The following is a 20,851-nucleotide window of genomic DNA, read 5'->3' as shown; positions in this document are numbered from 1 at the left end:
TAACAAAAAGCACGAGTACAGCCCAGTCCCTTTGACAAGGACCGGAACCTTAAAAATAGAGTTGAGTAGCTATCGCACAGGGTGGAGCCAATTATCGCTGACACCACATTCATCAGGACTAGAAGTATGTCCTCAGGAAGCTTACTTCAGAACTCAGACAAAACGATGTCCCGACTCGTAGGTATCATGCAGATGCTTATCGATAGCATACAATACATGCGTACGGCTGATCACCCCAACCAGCCGACAGTCACTGTCACACACCGGATAGATTTTTGGTTTATCGGCGGTCATTCTGTCTGCCAGCTTTAGGATGCTATCGTCCGGGCTGACACACAAAGGTTCAGCATTCATCACATCGGCCACTATGCTATGAGATTCGTTCTGATAAGTAGCTTCCAGCATAGTTCGGATACAATCCTGCTCTGATAAAAAGCCCACTACGCGCTGCATATCATCGATCACAGGTCCTCCGGCCTGACCACTTTGCAGTAGTTTTTCCACGGCCGACTCGATGCGCATGTCCGCTTTAAAGGTTACCGGACGATGATTAAGATAGTCTGCTACTTTGACAGATTGCATATTTCATTCCCCTAAGAAAACACCAGCTTCATATTAAATAGTAGCTGGCGTTACAAAAATTGCCTAAATTTGCAGACGTTAAGCAGACTGATTCGGGTTAATCTGTCGCTTTGAAAATACCCACGTAAGTAGGCTGAGTGTTGGATTTACTGGCACGATACATGCCCTTAGTATTAAATGGCATGCTTAAGTTGCCCTGAGCGTCTAAAATGATCACCCCACCGGTTCCACCAGCCTCAAACATAGGGCCAAAAATAACCTCCTGGCCGGCTTGTACCACGGATTTGTCCTGATACTGCACCCGTGCACAGATATCAGCGGCAACATTATAGCGAATAAAATACTCACCATGCCCCGTGGCTGACACCGCACAAGAATCATTGTCTGCAAAGGTGCCTGCGCCAATAATCGGAGAGTCACCAACACGACCAAATCGTTTTGCGGTCATCCCTCCGGTAGACGTGCCCGCAGCAAGATTGCCATTTTTGTCCAGGGCGACGGCCCCCACGGTGCCCATCTTATATTGCTGCGGCAACTGCTGATGCTGTGCCTGATAGTCTTTTGTGCCCTGCTCAGCTTGCTCCAGTTTCTTTCGCGCTTTTTGCCAGGCTTCATAACGGTGAGGTGTATCAAAATAATCGTTATCCACGAATGACATACCCTCTCGCTTAGCAAATTCTTCCGCCCCGGCACCACTGAGCATCACATGCACCGATTTTTCCATGACCGCTCTGGCCAGCTCGATAGGGTTTTTCACATGCTTCACCCCGGCAACCGCACCTGCCTGTCGGCCCCGGCCATCCATAATTGATGCGTCCAGTTCATGAGTGCCCTCATAAGTATACACAGCTCCCTTACCAGCATTAAAAAACGGCGAGTTTTCCAGCACTTTAATTGCGGCAGTAATTGCATCCAGGCTTTCACCACCTTGCTCTAAGACCGTGTAGCCTTGCTCAACAGCCTCTTTAAGCGTCTGTCGATAGGCTTTTTCCTGATCGGGTGTAAAGCGAGACTTTTCAATCGTGCCAGCCCCACCATGAATCGCAATGGCGATGGGTGCCTCGGGTTTGGCTGCAAAAGCAGGATGTGCCAAGCTCAGAGCGGCGAATAAAGATGAGGTAATAAGTATAGGGCGCATGTTGAGTTCCTGTTGTTCTTTTACTTTGGAACTAAATTGCCGGAACTGAATTTCGAATACAAAAAAACGCGATAAAAAAAGCGCCCTTAGGCGCTTTTTAACAATAAATAGTCATTACTGACTTAGCTTGCCTGACGCTTTGCTTTCAGACGAGCCAGACGGCCAACCTGATGTGTAGAAGTCAGGAAAGAGAAGATAGGTGCCAGGTAACCACGCTTACGCAGTTCCAGATATGCTTCATCGCTCAGCTCGTTCAGCTTACGCTCGTCTACCAGGTAGATACCGTTGATGTCTTTCTTCTCACCAGAGATTTCAACAGTCAGAGTTTGTTGTACAAGTAGCTCTTTTTCAGCCAGGTACTGAGTGAAAGCTTCAGTTACACGAGAAAACTCGATGAAGTTAACCAGAGCTTCTTTGCGACGCTCCAGGTACTCAGTCTCTTTACCGTCTTCGAACAAAGCGTTACCTTCTTCTTCACCAACCAGTGAACTTGCTTCGTCGATTACGATGCCGTATTGGTCCTGCTCTGGGTGCTTAACCAGACCAAACGGGTAACGAGATGCTGCCAGTGGTGCGATACCCGCAGTCCACTCACCATCTTGTACAAACAGGTTTTCACCTGGCTCAAGACCAAACAGGGCAACAGCCTGGAACTGGCCGCTTTCAGTGTTCTTAACAAATGCCATCGGGAATTCAGTCGCAACACGTGCAAACTCGTGTGCAACAACCGGGATCAAGTGCTGAGATTTCAAAAATTCTACGTTAATGCCATTTTTTACTTTGATGTTGGCATGTTTCTCGTTGTGTAAAGGCTGCACTTGTTGCTCCGCCATAATACTGCTCCGTTAATTGAATGTAATTATTACTTATTGAGACATAGGCTAATAGTTTTAACAGCAAATTGGAAGCATGTTTTAGGCCTATTTAGTATAAATTTAACATTTCTGAAAACCGTATTTGTGGACTTTCTCAAGCAACTCTCTGTTATTGGGTAAATTGTCACCGAACTGGCGACGGAGCGCTTCTGCCTGAGTAATAAACTTCTGTGCCATAGCTCGATTCACATAGCTGGCTTTTGCGTTTTGTAGTTTGGGCTCAAAACCCATGCCATATAAAACATACTGGTAGCTATCCTGTGGAAATGGTTCAAATACGTTGTCAAAATCGTATTTACTTATCGGCCTATGCCGCCACACTTCTAGCATATGTTTTACTGACTCAGGGGTCGACTCAGGTGCCTTGTTGGACAACCAAAAGGGGGTTGTTCGCTGCGATAAAACATAATGTAGCTTGATAAAATCAATGGTTTTTTGCCACCGCAATTCAAACGAACGATTATAGTGTTCGGCACTCGTTTCCATCTGTGAGCGATGATGTGGAAATAGCTCAGACAGCATATTGACGGCAGCTTCAATCAAGAATATTGCGGATGCTTCAAGAGGTTCAACAAAGGCTGCTGACAAACCAATCGCCACACAGTTCTTGTGCCAGAATTTTTCCCTGTAACCACAGTTCATCTTAATGTGCTTGGCACTAAGTTCTATGCTGCGAGGCCCTAAATAATCTCGCAGAACTTTTTCTGCCTCGTCCGCGCTCATAAACTCGGAGCAGTACACATGTCCTGTCCCACGTCGGCTTTGCAACCCTATATCCCAGATCCACCCTGCTTCTTGTGCGGTAGAATGTGTTGCACTGGCTATCGGCTCCTGTTCATTTTCATATGGCATTTGAATCGCGATTGCACTGTCAACAAAGAGCTGGTCCCGAATACTCTTGTACTGAACTCCTAACGTCTTGCCTAATAACAAACAAGAAAATCCAGTACAATCTACATACAACCCAGCTTTGAGCTCGCCGTGCTGATCTGTAAACAAAGAGCCTATATTACCGTCGACGTCACGTTGAACATCAACCACATTACCAACTAAATGACGTACACCCAGAGTATTAACACAATGCGCTTTTAAAAAAGTCGCGAACTTGCCAGCATCGAGGTGATAAGCGTAATTCTGAATACCTTCATATGGAGCATTGGTTATGAGTTTTGGCGCAAGACCTCGGTCGCATAGGATATCCTGAGCACTCACGCTCTGTGCATAGGTCGTCTCTCTTTCGCCTAGCAACCAATAAGGAGACAGATTGAAAGATGCGCTATCAACAACTGAGCTGAACAAATGATAGTAGTAATTGCTGCCTTTCTCTTGTTCGTGATGCCAGTTTATAAACCGAGTACCCTGCTTGAAGGAAGCATCTGTGGCTTTGATGAAGTCTTGCTCATCAATGCCAAGACTTGCTAACGTTTTTCGCATTGTTGGCCACGTACCCTCTCCAACGCCAATGGTTGGGATATCAGAAGACTCCAGCAAGGTCACCTGAACACCTTGCGGGTCGTTGGCTCCCAATTCTTTTGCCAATTTCGCGGCTGTGATCCAGCCAGCAGTACCGCCGCCCACCACAACTACACTTTTAACCTGCTCCATAGCTCCCCCTAAATTTTTGTAAAGCCGAAGCGATAAACTTTGTCTAACAGTTCGCGATGCTTGGGTAGGTGCGTCGTCAGCCTGTCAGCCATTTTGCTTACCTCAGTAAATTTAGCTGATGCCAAATTTACATTATTGAAACTATCACTGTTGTGAGACAGATCAGTGTTAAAGTTCATGCCATAAAGCACATACAAATAGCTATCCAGATTAAAAGGTTCCCATGCATTCTCAAAATCATAGCGAGTTGGCGGGTGCTCTGACCAGTGAGCCAGCTTAGATTGTAATGACTTCGGTATGGATTCTGGTGCACAATTATCGCGCCAGTACTGCGAATCAAGCCTATCCGAAATACAGTAGTGCAGCTTTATAAAATCGATTGTTTTTTCCATTCGCATCGTGAAGGAACGGTTAAATTTTTCTTCAACATAAGCCATAGCTTCAAACGTGCGTGGGAACTGATCAGCCAGCATATTAGCTGCGCCATCATATAGATAAATCGCAGATGCTTCTAAAGGCTCGACAAAGCCGGCTGACATACCTATTGCAACACAGTTTTTATGCCAAAACTTTTCTCTGTATCCTAACTTGAGCGGGATCACTCTGGCGTCAAGTTGCTCAGCTTCTTTGCCAATATAATCCCGCAGTTGCTGCTCAGCTTTTTCAGCAGTCGTATAACGGCTACTAAACACATGCCCAACTCCCCGGCGATTGTATAAACCTATGTCCCATATCCAGCCGTTGTCCTGAGCAGTCATGATAGTGTGACTTGCAATGGGCCTGTCAGGGTCACTGTATGGCACCTGCATCGCAATAGCCATATCATTAAAAATGACATCACTAATGTCTTTCCATGGAATATTAAAGGTTTTTTCAAACAAAATAGGCTTCGACCCGCTACAATCAACGAACAGGTCCCCTTCTACTAATGGATGTTGTTCATTATCTGTTTCTAATGCCGTCACAAAACCCTCTGCATCTTGCTGAGCGCTTTTAATATGTGCAAGCAGATGCTTAACACCCAGCTTTTCGGTGCAGTGGCGGGTCAGGAAATCAGCAAACTTATTGGCATTTAAGTGATATGAGTATTCCTGAATAGCCTGATATTCAGGTGTGGTTTTTTCCTTGGGACCTAAGCCGGCATCACACACCTGGCTTTGAGTAGCAACGGCGTGGTCATAACGTTGCTTTTGTCCGTGACCAAGCAGCCAGTATGGTGCCAAGCTGAATTCATATGATGAATGGTACACAGTATTTAGAGGGTGATAGTATTGATGCTGCTCACCATTGTCAGCGGTCATCCAGTTGACAAACAAAGCGCCCTGTTTAAATGTCGCGTCACACTCACGCATAAAATCAGCTTCTGATACGCCAATCTTTCTCAATGTCGCCCTAAGATTTGGCCACGTCCCCTCTCCAACTCCTAATATTGGTACTTCTGGAGATTCAACGAGTGTGACCTGAACAGCATTGTTCTTTTTTGAATTGAGCTGACTGGCTAATACAGCGGCTGTCAACCATCCAGCTGTACCGCCACCTACGATAACTAGGTTATTGACTGGTTTTGACATGACTACCTCGAGGCTATGTACTGATAAAATCACTCTATCGTAAAATTGATTTTAGAAGTACATAAAATAGAAAAAGGAAGGCAGACGCCTTCCTTCAAACAAAATACGAGATTAGAAGCGATAAGACAGCTTCAGGTATGTATTACGTCCATTTTCTGCCGCCAAACGCATTGCAGAGTATGCAGAGCTAAGACGCTGAGTCGTTGTCTCTTCGAAAATGTTAGTCATTTCGATACTCAGGTCTAACTGGTCGTTGATATGCCAAGTTGCAGACGCATCTACATAGCTATGCTCATCCCACAACGTAGTGCCACCGATACCAGTACTTTCAGCAAGGTATTGATCACGGTAGTTGTAAGCCAAGCGTACTGAGTACAGATCAGTCTCGTAGTAACCTGTTAAGTTCATTGACCACTGAGACAAGCCTGGCAAATCTTCTTTCTCAATTTTATCATTAATCTGGCGTAAACCATGGCCGTCTGCATAGGTCACGTTCGCAAGAACACCAAACTCACCAAATGTCTGTTGATACTGGAATTCAACCCCTTCAATCTGACCACCCAAGCCCTGAGCTGGTTCACTCACAAAGCGAGGTGCAGTATCATCACCAACAGTGATTGTACTTACATTACCGCCCTGAACAATAAAGGACTTGATATCTTTATTAAACAATGTTGCTGAGATTAAAGAAGACTCATTGAAGTACCACTCAATGCCGATATCGGCCTGGCTTGCACGATATGGGTCAATGTCAACAGAGCCACGCGTATATGTTCTGGTCGTTTCATTGTACGATGAAGCTGGGTTCATGAAGGTATAATTTGGACGACTCATTACTTTTGCAGCAGAAATACGTAGGATCAAATCCTCTGTTAGATCTAATGCAAGGTTAAAGCTTGGCAACCAATCAGAATAATCTTTCTTATCTGTTTTTATGTCTGCCAAAGTAACAAAATCATAGTAGTCCGCAGAAGTATCAGTCTGTACATAACGCAGACCGATGTTGCCTCGGAAACCATCTCCAGAATAATCTGCCTGAACATAAGCCGCGGCAATATCTTCTGATACTTTACCCCAGCCAGCCTTTTGTAAATCAGAGCCGTCTTTAAAGCCATTGATATGACTGCGCAGCGCATCACCGTCAGTACGTGCAATATTAGTTGGAGACCCACCGCTCAGGCCAACACCGGAGTGATCAAAGTGACCATCGGCAAAGTTAGCTTTGGTAAGTTGATTGCCATTACTATCCAGGTTTACACCGTCTTTGAATGTCCATTTGTTTGAATAGCTCAAAAACTCATGATCACGCAGCTTCAAACCCGTTTTAATGTTGGTAATCGCGCCGAAATCAACAAAAAAATCAAAATCTAGTTGTACGAAGGTTTCTTCATCAGAGCGGACACCCTCAGTGACAGATGGTGCGCCCATCACATACTCTGAGTGGTCACCTGCATTAGTTCCCTGCGGCAACAACACCATGTCATCAACTCGAGTCATATCGAAAACAATAGATTGACCCGCATTAGGTGATGTCCAGCCTATGTTATAGTTACCACCGTCACCACCACCTGCTTCTGTGTGACCCAGGATGAACTTAACATTGTAAGCGTCTGCTTTATAGTTGGTTTCGAATGAGTAAACCTTAGTGTCTACTTCTGCATTACGGGTATTCTGATCATCCAATGGACCACCAGCAAAAGTACCGTTAAGCGCAAATCCATTTACAGGGCCTAAACCCGTTGCACCCGTTACATTCCCATTGAATGCATCGGCATCAGTACCAGCAATGATCAGGTAGTTTTGGTTCGAGTTACCTGCATCCAGATCTACACCAAAATAATTAAAAGACATGTCTAACTGATCATTTGGCGCATATTGGACAACAAAATTCAGAGCATCACGCTGACGTGTTTGAGCAAACTCGGCGATACCCGCACCTGCCCAACCGTCGTCCATATAGTTTTCGGCTTTGTGAGCTCGACCTACTGTTTCAAGGGTAGATAAGGCACCTAACACACCCCATGTTTCATCATCATTCTTCCAGCTGACAAGACCTGTGCCACCATAACCATTATCGTCGGCAATGCTGTTATCTTGTACTTCCAGAGAGCCGAATACTGTCATTGCATCCAGTTCTAATGGTTTACGTGTACGCATAACAACTGTACCACCAACACCACCCTCATCTAGTGTCGCGGTCGGTGATTTGTATACATCAACGCCAGCAACCATTTCTGTTGGCATTAAATCCATGTCAAATGAGCGAGACATAGCTTGTTGAGAAAACCAGCCTGTTGAAGCAACGTAATTACCGTTCAAAGAAATTGCTGTCAGCTCAGGGTTTGTACCCCGGATAGAAACCGAGCCACCCTCACCAGCAAAGTTACGTGTAATTGATACACCCGGAATACGTTGTAGTGATTCTGCGATATTTTTGTCCGGCATTTTACCGATATCTTCAGCTGATACAGAATCTACAACGGCGTTTGCAAAACGCTTCGTATTCAGTGAAGCTTCCAGAGAGCGGCGAATACCGCGCACTTCAATAACTTCAACATCTTCTTTAACGCCAGTCTGGTTTTCTTCAGCAAACGCCACACCTGTCACACCCGTACCCAGGATTAGGCCAACCTTTGCTGCAAGTAAGCTTTTCTTAAAATTATTAGCTAACACAGGATTCCCCTTGAATCATTTTGTTGGTTTTTAAATCACTTCTGCCCAGTGATGATGACAACGCTGTCATCTAATAACAAACCATACACCCAAAATTACAGATTCGCTACATCTTTTTGTGTGGCTAACATAAGATTTTTTCAACAAAAATCTAACCCACTGATATAGAAAGAATAAATAATTATTTGGTTATAGTTTGTTACAAACGAGGTGAATATATCACAAGCTATGCACTTTTTTACAGTGATTGCGATGAGTTATGTAGAAGATTTGGACCTAATTAATAAACTAATCTAATGTTGGCGAGCTGTGCTATCTGATTATTCCATTAAACGTTCGGGCAGAAGCGTATTCAAGGTGATAATAGATCTCAATGACAACGCTGTCATTTTATCTTTTTCATGTTTGGTTTGTCTAGTGAATTTATGTGACAAATTCATGAGCAGGCCTTTAGTTATATGACAAAACACCATTAGTCCGAGGTAAAACAAACAGATAATAGCCTTTTTAAGGGATGAAAATTTATCACACGCTCCTGTCTTACATTGAGATCTTGCCTGTGTTTCACTATGGCAGCCTGATTGGTAAAACACTAAACGTTTTCGATTAGTTGAAGGAGCTGTCTAGTCAGGTATCTACTAACAACTTAGAAAAGGACTAACTTATGATACGTAATATCAAAACAATCATTGGAGCTGCACTGGTATGTGCTGCGGCTACAGCTCAGGCTCAGCCTGCCGAAAGTATGCAGGTTACAGACTATAACACCTTTTACGACACTCAGGTTAACAACGCCAATTGTGGTGGATACTGGGATGAGCGCCGCGTATGGGTATGCGACTACCGTACTCAGCTGGTCAATGTGTCTTATAAAACATGTCATTATAAGCTAACGGCTAAACACAGTGCCGTCTCTGCACCGGCCTGGGACACGCGGACAGTTCTGTCTAATAAAAGCTGCCCGGCAAACTGGACCATTCCAGGACCAGATTACTACGCTCCGGGTGGTGTGTATGTACACCAGCACAATACCTACTTCACCCAACAGGAAGAGCAGCGTGTAGCTTATAATTGTCGGTGGGAAACCCGTTCTGTCTGGGTTCCAAATAGCGGCCGTTATTGTCCTATCGCGCCTCAACAGTAATCAGGTACAAAAAAGCCCGGCCGAATAACCCGCCGGGCTTTTCCAATACATTGAAATCTGCGTTGCGCTTATTTACTCAAATCAAGCATCAGCTTATTCAGACGAGCGACAAAGCCAGCAGGATCTTTCAGGCTGCCACGTTCTGCAAGTAGGGCCTGATCCAGTAAAACTTCTGACCACTGTGCAAACTTATCTTCGTCCTGTTCAACATTCAGGTGTTTAACCAACTGGTGTTCAGGATTCAGCTCAAAAATTGGCTTAGACTCTGGTGCAGACTGACCAATAGATTCCATCAGCTTTTGCATCTGTGAACTCATATCGTGGTCATCTACCACAACACAAGCCGGAGAATCAGTCAGACGGTGCGTAAAGCGCACTTCTTTGACTTTATCACCCAGTGCTTCTTTGATACGCTCTACCAGGCCTTCGACTTGCTTTTCGCTCTCTTCCTGCGCTTTTTTGCTTTCCTCATCTTCCATATCGCCCAGGTCAAGGTCACCACGGGTAATAGACTGGAACTGCTTCTCTGCAAATTCTGTCAGATGGCTCATCATCCACTCATCGACACGGTCTGACAATAACAGTACTTCGATGCCTTTCTTGCGGAAGATCTCCAGGTGTGGTGAACTCTTCGCAGCTTCAAAGCTGTCAGCAACCACGTAGTAAATCTTGTCCTGACCTTCAGCCATACGCTCGATATACTGCTCAAGCGATACATTTTGGACGCTCTCGTCAGTGTGGGTAGAGCTGAAACGCAGTAACTTAGCAATCGCTTCTTTATTGGCGGCGTCTTCAGCCGGACCTTCTTTGATCACCTGGCCAAACTCGTTCCAGAAAGTCTGATAGTCTTCTGGTTTGTTCTTACCCATGCGATCCAGCATTTTAAGGATACGAGACGTACACCCTTTGCGGATAGCCTGAGTTACTTTGTTGTCTTGTAAAATCTCACGCGATACATTCAACGGCAGGTCGTTTGAATCCAACAAACCTTTTACAAAACGCAGGTAGCTTGGCATAAACTGCTCTGCATCATCCATAATAAATACGCGCTGTACGTACAACTTCAGACCTGTCTGGCGGTCACGGTTCCACATGTCGAATGGCGCTTTCTTTGGAATATACAGTAAGCTGGTGTATTCCGTTTTACCCTCGACTTTGTTGTGTGCCCAGGTCAGTGGCTCTTCCCAGTCATGACCCACGTGCTTGTAGAATTCTTTATACTCTTCGTCACTGATCTCAGACTTATCGCGAGTCCACAGTGCAGTGGCACGGTTAATACCTTCCCACTCGCCAGGCTGAGCTTCAATTTTCTCGCCATCCGGACCTTCTGATTCAGGTACTGGCGCTTTGAACATTTCTACCGGGATAGAGATATGGTCTGAGTACTTAGTCACGATTGAACGAAGGCGGAAGTCATCGGCAAATTCCAGCTCTTCTTCACGCAGGTGAAGAATGATCTCAGTACCGCGCTCGGCTTTTTCAATGTCCGCCAGGGTATATTCACCCTCGCCTTTTGACTGCCATTCAACTGCCTGAGTCTCGCCCGCTTTACGCGTACGTACAGTCACTTCATCAGCAACGATAAAGGCAGAATAGAAACCTACACCAAATTGACCAATTAGCTGAGAATCTTTCGCTTCATCGCCTGTCAGGTTTTTAAAGAACTCTGCCGTACCTGACTTAGCGATAGTGCCTAAAGAGCTGATCACTTCGTCACGGGTCATACCGATACCATTATCAGAAATGGTTACCGTCTTCGCGTCTTTATCGGCGCTGATACGTACACGCAATTCAGCATCACCTTCATACAAATCACCATTTTGCAGCGCTAAGAAGCGCAACTTGTCAGCGGCATCCGACGCATTGGATACCAGCTCACGTAAAAAGATTTCTTTGTTTGAATACAAACTGTGGATCATTAGTTGAAGCAACTGCTTCGTATTGGCACTAAATGAATGATTTTCTTTAGTATTTTCTGTAGTCATTTGGTACACCCTAACTTATTTGGTACACAATATTAGTACATAGTTAATCAGTTAACTTGCGTTATGCTCAGGTATATTGTGCTGGGTAGGAATTTTTCAAGGGGAAAAAGTGAAAAAAGTGATAGATAGTATATTTCTCGGTCAAAAAACCTAAAAAGCCCTGCCGGGCTTTCATTAAATCGCTTTTCGGCCGCTAAACGCATGCATTAGGGTCATGCCATCGACCAGCTCCAGTTCACCGCCAACCGGCATACCATGAGCTATCCGCGAAGCGGTCACGTTATGTTGGTGGCACATCTCGCCAATAAAGTGTGCGGTCGCCTCCCCTTCCACCGTTGGATTCGTTGCCAGGATCACTTCATTGATGTTGCCATTGGCCAGCGTTTTTTCCAGCACATCCATGCCGATTTCGTTCGGGCCTATACCGTCAAGGGGTGACAAGTGGCCCATCAATACAAAATATACCCCCTGATACTGACCGGTTTGCTCGATAGCCAGCACATCACTCGGTGATTCAACCACACACAATAGCCCGGTATCCTGACGTTTTACGTTGCTACAGATATCACACACCGGCGTTTCTGAAAACGTCCGGCAGGATTCGCAATGGCCAATTTTATCCATAGCCTGCAGCAGACTCTGCCCAAGTGCAGTGCCACCACTGCGGTCTCTTTCGAGTAAATGAAAGGCAATTCGCTGAGCCGACTTAGGTCCAATACCAGGTAAACAACGCAGAGACTCAACCAAAGCTGAAAGTGAAGGTGATAATTGCATAGTATAGCGTTCTTAATTTTTGACAGTGTATCGATAAAGCAAGCTTAAACCCTGGTGGTGAACCAGTTGCCGCATATTACACTGTCCTAATTCGTTTAATGGTCGCCATCTTACTATGGCTGACACGACAGCGACAAGCCAAAGATACTAGATAAACCGGATACTGCTGAGAGAAAAAAGGCGGGCAATCGGAGAAGATTGGATCTCATGGGTAAGAGTGAATACCCGCCTGAAGGACGCAAATTGTGTCTTAAATTCAATATGTGTTGGTTAACTCTTAGCGACCAGCTCTTTGCTTACCTGATCTATCCCTACTTCGCTGATCCGCGCTGTGATCTCCTTTTGCTTTGCACTGAGTAATGAAATACTTTCGGCAACCAGATCATATACCTGCCACTCACCGGATTTGTTTTTACGAAACTTGAATACGATGTCGATAGTTGGTGCGTTGGGCTCAACGATTTCAGATTTGACCGATGCAAATTTACTGTCACTACTTACCACCGGCTCAATAAAATTAACCTGCTGACCTTTATAACTCATCAGCGCATTCGCATAAGTGTTTGCCAGATACTGTTCCACCGCTCCAATAAAGGTCACGGCCTGCTCTCGTTTGATCTCACGGACATGTTTACCAAGCAACTTAAAAGACACGTATTTAATGTCGATATGCGGCATTAATTGTGCGCGCACCAGCTTTTTGAGCTCAGCTTTCTTATGAGCCTCTTCCAGCGTATTCAGCTTACTGATATCCACAAACAACTGATCGCCCACAGATTTGATCAAGCCATAAGGGTTATTTTGTGTATCAGTTGCAGCAAAGCTGTGTAAACTGCTAAACGCCAGTAGTACCACCAGCATAAGTTGCATTAGTCTTTTCATGATCTGCTCCGGTATATGTTAATGAGGCAAGTTTAGCGCTAACTTTGCAGATGAAAAATACACAAATTAGCACCATATTAGTGCCACAATAGCACCAATAGTTTTTTTAATAAAAATCAAAGGCCTAACCTTTTGGTGCCATTTCAACATCAATGCTGTGTCATTTGATGGCTTTTTATCGGCAACACATATCCCGACAATACCAGTATTCACTTATACTGGATTGGTTTTCATTATGATCAGAGCAACCCTATTCGTACTGGGGTGTCTTATTTCCCTGGCAGCACAAGCACAACAACATGGCTACGCTATCCACTACATTCACGGCGAAGGCAGTGTCGACGGCATTAAACTGGCCTATCAATATCACCCCGAGCTAGACTTGCCCCGAGCCTGGCGTCACTTTGATGTACACTTTGAAAGCAGTATCAACTTTTGGCGTTATGGAGAAGAGAATCATCACGACGGTAATTTTGTGCTAGCAGTATCGCCTGTGATCCGATACCCATTCACCACCTACCAGGGTCATCCGGTTGCTGTGGAGTTTGGAATCGGGCTCGCTTTGCTTGATGACACTCAATTTGCGGGGAAAAATGTCAGTACACACTATCAGTTTGAAGATCGTATCGGGTTGGTTTATCAGATGGACAACGCCAATATCGCGATTCGCTACATGCATTACTCAAACGCCGGATTTAAGAGCCCTAACCCCGGCCTGGACTTTCTATCCCTATCCTATTCAGCTTATTTTTAAAGCTTGAGTCTCTGCCCGGAGTCGCTTAGCCGGGCATTGTCATCATCAAGCTCAGAATATCATCGACAACCCGGGTATCTTGAAAGCGCTTACTTAACTGCACCAGCTTAGATAGCGCTAACTGATCCAGAAGCACATAATGTTCCCACATCAGATCCAGCCGCCTTGACAAACAAGGAGTTTATTCTAACCTCCAAAGATTAGAATAAGTTTTACATTGGCTATGGTAATTCAGCGTTTTGCTCGGGTAACAGGTCGTTGGTGCGCTACAGCTTGTAGGGCTAGGGCAAACTTATGACTAAGAAACAACCTGGCCACACTTCAGCGGTCCTCTTGTTTTCTTCCGTGCTTCTATTCGGTTCATCTGGGGTTGCACTAGGAGATGAACTCGACACCTTGATGGAACTTAGTCTGGAAGACTTGCTCGACCTGACTGTATCATCGGCCTCCGGCATCGAAGAAACATTACGTGACGCCCCTGCTGCTATGGTGATCATTACCGCAGCCGATATCAGGCAGCGCGGATATACAAGTATTGATGAAGTGATCCTGGATCTGCCTGGGTTTGATAGCACAGTCACCAATGGCAATGGTGGTGTAATCACCTATCAGCGCGGCTATCGTACTCCCCTCACCCAACGTACACTGATGTTGGTCAATGGCATAGTCGACAATCACCTGTGGTATCATGAGGCTACTTTGTCAAAAAATTACCCGCTGTCGAATATAGCGCGGATCGAAGTATTATATGGCCCCGTTGGCGCGGTATATGGCCCCAATGCATTCTTAGGGATCATTAACCTGGTTACGTCCGACGCCAAAGAGTCTCATCAGCGTGATGACTTTTTTAAAGTGAATGTTCAGTCGGGCAGCTATGATACGCAGAGCATTGATATCGCCGCGGGTGGCAGCCACAACGAGCTGACCTATAACCTATCAGCTAAATACTACTCAAGTGATGAAGCCGATATAGACGACCTGGCTCCCTGGGGCTTTGTCAGCAACGAATTATTGAGCAACCGGGATATCTGGGGACCTGTTATTTATGACACCGCGTTGTCTGCCAATTGTGAAGCCGATGGCTGTCCTCATAGCTCAAAATACAATGATTTTGGTGCCTACCACGACCCACAACGAGAATGGGGTATTTTGGCCGATATCGGGTTCAAAAACCTGACATTAGGGGTTATTGAATGGGACATGCGCCATGGTTGGGGGCCGCAATACCCTCACGACAGAGCGCAGCCTGCAGCGCAGTGGTATCGCAACTCCGAGCAATATTACCTGCGCCATGCAGGCACTTTAAAAGATAAAGTACAGGTAAATACCCTGCTGCTGAGCAGAAAAAGTGGCAATGGGGGTTATTGGGTTGAATCCTTCCCAGGCTCCACTACCCTGACGGGTCCGGATGTGGTCTCAACCTTAACCATTTCACACTGGCGAACCAGCAATAAAAGCTGGCTGTTTAAACAAGATTATGAATTCGATTACTCTGAGCAGCTAAAGATCAGCGGTGGCATTAAATTTGAGGACAAAGAGTTGACTAAGGCGTACGATGCCTGCGGTTACTTTGCCGAAACTTTTTGCTCCTCAGATACACCCGAAACCGCGGGAGATGGCGTTGCACTTAATACAGACGAAACCATTAATATCCAGCCAGACACTCTCAGCCGGATGCCAGACGAAAACCTGGCTAGCCTGACTGATCGGGGCGCCTACATTCAGGCCATCTGGAATATCAATGACTGGCGAATCAATGCTGGCATAAGGTACGACAAAAACAGCTTATATGGCAGTACCACCAACCCCAGGGCCTCCGCTATTTATTTTCTCTCAGATAAAACAACCATTAAGATGCTCTATGGTACGGCTTTTCAGGAACCTGCTCCCATACAACTCTGGGGCGGTTGGAGCGGTCGCTCTGCCAATCCGGATCTAAAACCTGAAAAGGCGGAAAACGTTGAACTCATTTATATGTATCAGCAAGACAACTGGCTGCATGACTTGTCTTTGTTTACGGCCAGATACGACGATGTAGTAAAAGAAGAAGCGGAAAATGCAGGAAAGCGCAGCACCTATGGACTGGAATATCGCGGTAAGTTTGAATTCAGTAATTTTATAACGGGTGCAGCCAATATCTCCGGTTACTTGTATTACACCCACACGAAAACCAAAAGCAGCGTCAGCTACGACCACGCTCTGGGCCTGTGGGTCGGTGAAGGGATCGAAAATTGCCGAGATATCGCAAACAATAACACACTCACCTACAACCCCTGTCAGGATATGAATGCCGAGCTTGGAGATATCGCGCCACACAAAATCAGCGCCGGGTTCAATGTGCCTGTCAGTGAGGCGCTTAATGTTAACCTCAGGGCCAACTGGGTCTCAAGTAAACCTTTGTATTTGAGAAACACTTTGCGTGCTAAAGACAGAGAAAATGACGCCTATTTAACGGTAGACGCCAATATCATTTACCGGTTCGAATCGTTCGAAGTCGCATTGAAAGTAAAAAATATCTTTGATGAAATCTATTACCACTCGGGCGCTGAAGCCGCAGCCAGTGGTGATGATTTTGAGCAGCGCTCACAGGGCTGGGCCAACTCACTCATCCCTCAGCCAAAGCGCAGTTTTATGCTATCGGTGAGTATGCAATTTTAGTTAAGTTTGCATTGCTAAGCGACTCAACCATAAAGCCGAAGTTTGTCGACGTGATGGCTTTTCCGAGTCGCGACTTAGTAAAATTGCAGTGTTTAACCGATTTTCATTAATTCACGCAATGTTTACTTCGCGAATGTTAGCGTGACTTTCAAAAAAATCTTTGAAAAAGACAAAACAAGGATCTGATTTCGTCATTTTGTTCTTTCCAAAAAGCTTTTCCTTAATACTACGACTTTTATCAACTTGGAACACCCACTCTAATTTTGCTCTGGGGTCATCACCTTCCTCGAAAAATACACCTTAATTTTATGCCCTGACAAGGCGGTTTAAATGTGGAATTCCCGTATTTTTTGTTGGTGAACGGCCGATTAAATTAATAGCCATTAAAGCATAACTATGAATACCAGGGCAAAAACAATTGTCCAGCCATAAATACCAAAATATCTGAGCATGCCAAATTTCATCATTGACAAATAGCTTTCGCTGAATTCGGCCGCTACACGAGGAAACATAGCGATTCCGAGCCCTAAGCCTGGTAATATAAAGTAAAATATAAAACTATCCTCGCGTATCTGAGACACTGGCTTATGGAGCGTGTAAACACCATCTTTACCTAAAACCAAAACCATACCCACATACAGCAAAAATAATACAAATGCAGCTTTCTCACTAACACCCCAAGTTTCTGGCTCATTAAAGGCGCCATATTCTTTAAGGTGCCGTATGGCTAAAAATGTTGGGATAGCAATTAAAGCAATAATTGATAATAACGTTTCCATATTTGCAGCTAACAGTTTTTTATACATCACAAAATGCTTGGCTGAAATTTACGAGGAGCGAGTACAGCCAAGCTTTTTGTATTCGCTCATCAAGCACCTATTGAGGATCCACCACGTATTGTATGACATCCATTTCTATTAAGGTTAAATAATAAACCAAATACCAAAGAAACAGACTTTGACACCGTAACTGGCGAGCGTCACGGTTCTTCTTGACGCGTATGCGATGAGTCATTTCCATGTGACTCCAAAGCCTCAATATATTTTTGAACTACAATATCGATATCTATATTAGCATATCGTTTGTGTTGTAAACGTTGTCTCATGTTGCCTTCTTTTCTGCCCCATAACAATAACTCTGTTGCTTTTGTTTGAGTCAGTCGCTCAGAAGAATTTCGCTGTGGTTCAAAGTATTCAATCTCTAGCCTCCCTGGGATAACAGCCCATGAGTATCTTTTATATAATCTATTCTTTATATGAGTCGGGCGCACCTTAAAGAGATCAGCTATTTGTGACTCAGAAATCCCACTTTCCAAAACCGCGTTTACAGCTTCAATAGGAACAGGCCTGTAAGAGAGGTGTATGGCCGTGGGATCCATACGGACAATTGCAATATCAGAGGATTTATATGCTCTTCCATGAAGAAATGAGACACCAAGCTTACTTGTAATATTACCATTACCTGAAAACGTTAATTTATCTAATATAACTCCCGTTCCACTGTCTATTGCTAATGCATAGTTATCACTAAGTAGATGATTAGAACCTTGCGCTGTTTGCATTCCCAGAGCTGTAAACTCCGTAGACTTAAACCTGTCTGCAATCTGGGTGCTTTGGTTAATTATGATAACCAGTAAACCAAAGAATAGAGATATAACAGAAGCAATATTCACAACTTTGCTCCAAACTCTCCTGGACTTTGAAAACTGGAAGCCACAAGAATGACAAATGTATGCCTCGTTAGCACATTTGGAAAAACACTTCTGACAATCTTTGCTCATTAGAACCTCCTTTTTGGTTCATTGCGCCGATTTCTAGGAACCAAAGATATTTACTTTGATAATCAATGCGATGGATATATTGTGTTGTTTAATCCAATTTACTTATCCACAAACTTACTAGATATCAACACCACACGTGATACTGTTATCCTGGTAGTGTTTGCTTTTGAGGTCTGATCACACAACGCTAAATTAGTTCAATGATTTAGGAAACAACGCCGCTTCATACTGTAAAGAAGGTGAGTTATCTGTATAAGTCACTCCAAAACTATCTGTAATTTTCGGAGCTTCCTCCCAAGGCTCCTCGTAATGTAAACTATTAGAGTAATCTATAATCTCATCAATATGATTTTCGATTTTAACTAATCCTTTTACATACGCATCTATTGTTCCAGGTGATAATAAATAGGCTGGACTTGAGCCATTTGCACCAAGAATCAATGTATTTCTAAGTATATCAATAGTATTTGGAAAACTTTCCAATTGCTGCTTTATCTGATTAGTCGAGTTATTCATATTGAGAAAGAAAGGTTGCATTGACAAAGGGCAATTTTGATACAACCTAGTGTTCAGCCCTTCCGCTGCAAGTGCATTCTGAATAGCAAGTCTAAGTCTTCCATTATTAGGTTGATTGAAATAGTCACTGCGTATCCTAATTCTAAAGAAATGAAATACCCCTTCAAAGTCTGAATCATATAGAGGTGTTTCAATCCAGTGAAACTGAGTTAGTTTCTTTATCCAATTTTCTCCAGCTCTTTGCAATTCCTTCGTCAAACTGTCAAATTTAGTTAGTTGATTTATAGCCATTGAAGCTTGAATTGGGTTCAAGGTATAATTCCACCCTAGAGTATAAGAATTGTATTTCCTGTCGCCTGTATTGTCTAATACCTCCCCATATATTCTAAGCATTTCAGCTTTATTTTTAGCTTCTAAAGAGTGATTTAATAAAACTCCGCATTCTCCACATGTGGCAAGATTTTTCTGCGACATCAAACTAAAAATAGCTGCATCTCCAAAACTTCCAACTAGCCGACCTTTGTACCTTGCACCTGGTGCCTGCGCAACATCCTCTATTAATTTAAAATTGTGCTTTTTTTGTAGCTCCAATACAGGGTCAAGATCTACGGGAGTACCATGCATATGAACTACTATTACTGCTTTAGTTCGTGGCGTGATTTCTTTTTCTATTGAGTCCGCAGTTATGTTATAAGTCCTTTTATCTACATCCGCAAACCTAGGTCTACACCTGTTATGTACAGCAGCCATTGCTGGTGCAATGAATGTTAGGTTTGGAACAATAACTTCATCTCCTGGAGCTATATCAAGAGAAAATAAAGCTGCATGGAGCGCAGCAGTACCGCTATTCAATGCTGTCGCATGCTTAACCCCGAAGTGCTTAGCAAAGTCAGTTTCGAGTTGCGATATTAAAACAGACCCTCTGCCAGAAAATTCTCTACAATCGAAAGCCCTAATGACAGAGTCCCTATCACTTTCATCGATAATAGGCCAGTTAACCTTTAAGGTACTGTGATCTCTTACAATGGGCTTCCCCCCAAATAGTGCTAATTTACTATTCCCTTTCATACTTGCTCTCCAATAATGTTTATTAGCCTCTTATACGAAATATTTAATAAAGCAGCTTGTCTAACAACTCCTGACTCCAAATCTAATGCTGGTTGTGCATCCGTTTCTATGGCGTATATGTTTTTTGAAGGATCAATTAAAAAATCAGTCTTAACAACTCCTTTTGCAGACAAAAAGTAATGGATATATTTCGCTTTCTCTTTGCAATACTCTGACAGTTCTTTCGGAGGATTCTTATTATTGTTTCTTAATACACCTAGTTCGTTTGGATTTCGCCTCCTCATCAATGGCGGCAATGCTATTACTTTCTCTTTTCCTAAAGTCCAGACAGATATTTCTCTAACCCCTTCTATGTACTCTTCATAGATTAAGTCACCGCTGCCGCCTATATCATTAACAAAACTAATACCATTTTTGCTACCACCCGCTATGGGCTTACATAGCCATCGTTTAGCTATAGGCCTTTCGTTTGTTGGGAAGAATTTTTTTTTATAAAACCAGTTCGGTGTATTAATACCTAATAACTGATAAGCTTTTTTCATCTGGTGTTTATTCGACATAGTTGCTGATGCTTCAGCAGGTGAATGAGTACATTTCATGTTCAAAGATGTGATAAATCTAGTCAACTCTCCACTTTCACCAAAGCCACCATGTGTTGCTAAAAAGCAAGTGTATTCTTTTAATATCCTACCACTTTCAAGGTAGTCTAGTATTTGCCGTTTCCATTTCGTTGAGTTTAAAATTATTTTATCAGCCCCTAAAACTTCAGACACATCAAAAGCAGACTTAATGGTCGCTTCGCTCTCTTCACCATCAGGGTTATAAAAAACAATATATTTCCTCATT

Annotated in this window: 17 protein-coding genes; 3 read left to right on the top strand and 14 right to left on the bottom strand. The window is 43.9% G+C overall.

From position 1 onward, the window contains the following. Nucleotides 1-153: 153 nt before the first annotated feature. The 6 genes from ACXAH1_RS13890 to ACXAH1_RS13865 all read right to left on the bottom strand — a co-directional run bounded on the left by ACXAH1_RS13890 (nucleotide 154) and on the right by ACXAH1_RS13865 (nucleotide 8,444). Nucleotides 154-582, bottom strand: coding sequence for a CBS domain-containing protein (locus tag ACXAH1_RS13890; protein WP_054016805.1), 429 nt, complete (start codon nucleotides 580-582; stop codon nucleotides 154-156). A gap of 97 nt (nucleotides 583-679) precedes the next feature. After that, nucleotides 680-1,720 carry an isoaspartyl peptidase/L-asparaginase family protein gene (locus tag ACXAH1_RS13885; RefSeq protein WP_475197472.1) on the bottom strand — a complete coding sequence of 347 codons (1,041 nt, stop codon included), beginning with the start codon at nucleotides 1,718-1,720 and terminating at the stop codon, nucleotides 680-682. 122 nt (nucleotides 1,721-1,842) lie between these two features. After that, nucleotides 1,843-2,553, bottom strand: a complete 711-nt coding sequence (locus ACXAH1_RS13880) for a SapC family protein (protein WP_253046241.1) — start codon at nucleotides 2,551-2,553, stop codon at nucleotides 1,843-1,845. Nucleotides 2,554-2,655: 102 nt separating this feature from the next. Further along, nucleotides 2,656-4,200 carry a tryptophan halogenase family protein gene (locus ACXAH1_RS13875; protein ID WP_475197470.1) on the bottom strand — a complete coding sequence of 515 codons (1,545 nt, stop codon included), beginning with the start codon at nucleotides 4,198-4,200 and terminating at the stop codon, nucleotides 2,656-2,658. Nucleotides 4,201-4,208: 8 nt separating this feature from the next. Continuing rightward, entirely contained in the window at nucleotides 4,209-5,771 is a 1,563-nt protein-coding gene (locus ACXAH1_RS13870) for a tryptophan halogenase family protein (RefSeq protein WP_475197469.1), read from the bottom strand. Between the two features lie 111 nt (nucleotides 5,772-5,882). Then, the gene (locus ACXAH1_RS13865) at nucleotides 5,883-8,444 is read right to left on the bottom strand and encodes a TonB-dependent receptor (RefSeq protein ID WP_253046238.1); all 2,562 of its coding nucleotides are present in this window, start codon (nucleotides 8,442-8,444) and stop codon (nucleotides 5,883-5,885) included. A gap of 664 nt (nucleotides 8,445-9,108) precedes the next feature. On the opposite strand from ACXAH1_RS13865, the gene ACXAH1_RS13860 reads away from it, so the two are divergent. Next, on the top strand, nucleotides 9,109-9,588 hold the full coding sequence (locus tag ACXAH1_RS13860) for a hypothetical protein (RefSeq protein ID WP_475197465.1): 480 nt from the start codon (nucleotides 9,109-9,111) through the stop codon (nucleotides 9,586-9,588). Nucleotides 9,589-9,656: 68 nt separating this feature from the next. On the opposite strand, the gene htpG is transcribed toward ACXAH1_RS13860, so the two are convergent. The 3 genes from htpG to ACXAH1_RS13845 form a co-directional block, all read right to left on the bottom strand. Further along, on the bottom strand, nucleotides 9,657-11,573 hold the full coding sequence (gene htpG / locus ACXAH1_RS13855) for a molecular chaperone HtpG (RefSeq protein ID WP_475197464.1): 1,917 nt from the start codon (nucleotides 11,571-11,573) through the stop codon (nucleotides 9,657-9,659). 174 nt (nucleotides 11,574-11,747) lie between these two features. Next, nucleotides 11,748-12,347, bottom strand: a complete 600-nt coding sequence (gene recR, locus ACXAH1_RS13850) for a recombination mediator RecR (RefSeq protein ID WP_475197462.1) — start codon at nucleotides 12,345-12,347, stop codon at nucleotides 11,748-11,750. Nucleotides 12,348-12,617: 270 nt separating this feature from the next. Beyond that, on the bottom strand, nucleotides 12,618-13,217 hold the full coding sequence (locus ACXAH1_RS13845; protein ID WP_475197630.1) for an MlaC/ttg2D family ABC transporter substrate-binding protein: 600 nt from the start codon (nucleotides 13,215-13,217) through the stop codon (nucleotides 12,618-12,620). Between the two features lie 247 nt (nucleotides 13,218-13,464). Between ACXAH1_RS13845 and ACXAH1_RS13840 the strand changes: the two genes are divergently transcribed. Continuing rightward, complete coding sequence (locus ACXAH1_RS13840; protein WP_475197461.1) at nucleotides 13,465-13,983, top strand: acyloxyacyl hydrolase; 519 nt, start codon at nucleotides 13,465-13,467, stop codon at nucleotides 13,981-13,983. A 25-nt stretch (nucleotides 13,984-14,008) separates the two neighbouring features. Here ACXAH1_RS13840 and ACXAH1_RS13835 read toward each other — a convergent pair whose 3' ends face one another. Continuing rightward, nucleotides 14,009-14,134 (bottom strand): hypothetical protein, encoded by a 126-nt coding sequence (locus ACXAH1_RS13835; RefSeq protein ID WP_475197459.1) that lies wholly within the window; start codon nucleotides 14,132-14,134, stop codon nucleotides 14,009-14,011. 143 nt (nucleotides 14,135-14,277) lie between these two features. Between ACXAH1_RS13835 and ACXAH1_RS13830 the strand changes: the two genes are divergently transcribed. After that, complete coding sequence (locus ACXAH1_RS13830; protein WP_475197458.1) at nucleotides 14,278-16,641, top strand: TonB-dependent receptor plug domain-containing protein; 2,364 nt, start codon at nucleotides 14,278-14,280, stop codon at nucleotides 16,639-16,641. A gap of 383 nt (nucleotides 16,642-17,024) precedes the next feature. On the opposite strand, the gene ACXAH1_RS13825 is transcribed toward ACXAH1_RS13830, so the two are convergent. From ACXAH1_RS13825 to ACXAH1_RS13810, 4 genes are all read right to left on the bottom strand, one after another. Beyond that, nucleotides 17,025-17,447 (bottom strand): hypothetical protein, encoded by a 423-nt coding sequence (locus ACXAH1_RS13825; protein ID WP_475197457.1) that lies wholly within the window; start codon nucleotides 17,445-17,447, stop codon nucleotides 17,025-17,027. A 173-nt stretch (nucleotides 17,448-17,620) separates the two neighbouring features. Further along, the gene (locus ACXAH1_RS13820) at nucleotides 17,621-18,421 is read right to left on the bottom strand and encodes a hypothetical protein (protein ID WP_475197456.1); all 801 of its coding nucleotides are present in this window, start codon (nucleotides 18,419-18,421) and stop codon (nucleotides 17,621-17,623) included. 192 nt (nucleotides 18,422-18,613) lie between these two features. After that, nucleotides 18,614-20,005, bottom strand: a complete 1,392-nt coding sequence (locus ACXAH1_RS13815; protein ID WP_475197454.1) for a DegT/DnrJ/EryC1/StrS family aminotransferase — start codon at nucleotides 20,003-20,005, stop codon at nucleotides 18,614-18,616. Beyond that, nucleotides 20,002-20,850 carry a D-alanine--D-alanine ligase family protein gene (locus ACXAH1_RS13810; protein WP_475197453.1) on the bottom strand — a complete coding sequence of 283 codons (849 nt, stop codon included), beginning with the start codon at nucleotides 20,848-20,850 and terminating at the stop codon, nucleotides 20,002-20,004. The genes ACXAH1_RS13815 and ACXAH1_RS13810 overlap by 4 nt, the downstream gene beginning before the upstream one ends. Nucleotide 20,851: the final 1 nt, after the last annotated feature.

This window comes from Pseudoalteromonas sp. AWH4_217, from assembly GCF_056161105.1.
Note: the sequence above shows the minus strand (reverse complement) of the source record. Positions and strands in the feature narration are given on the sequence as shown.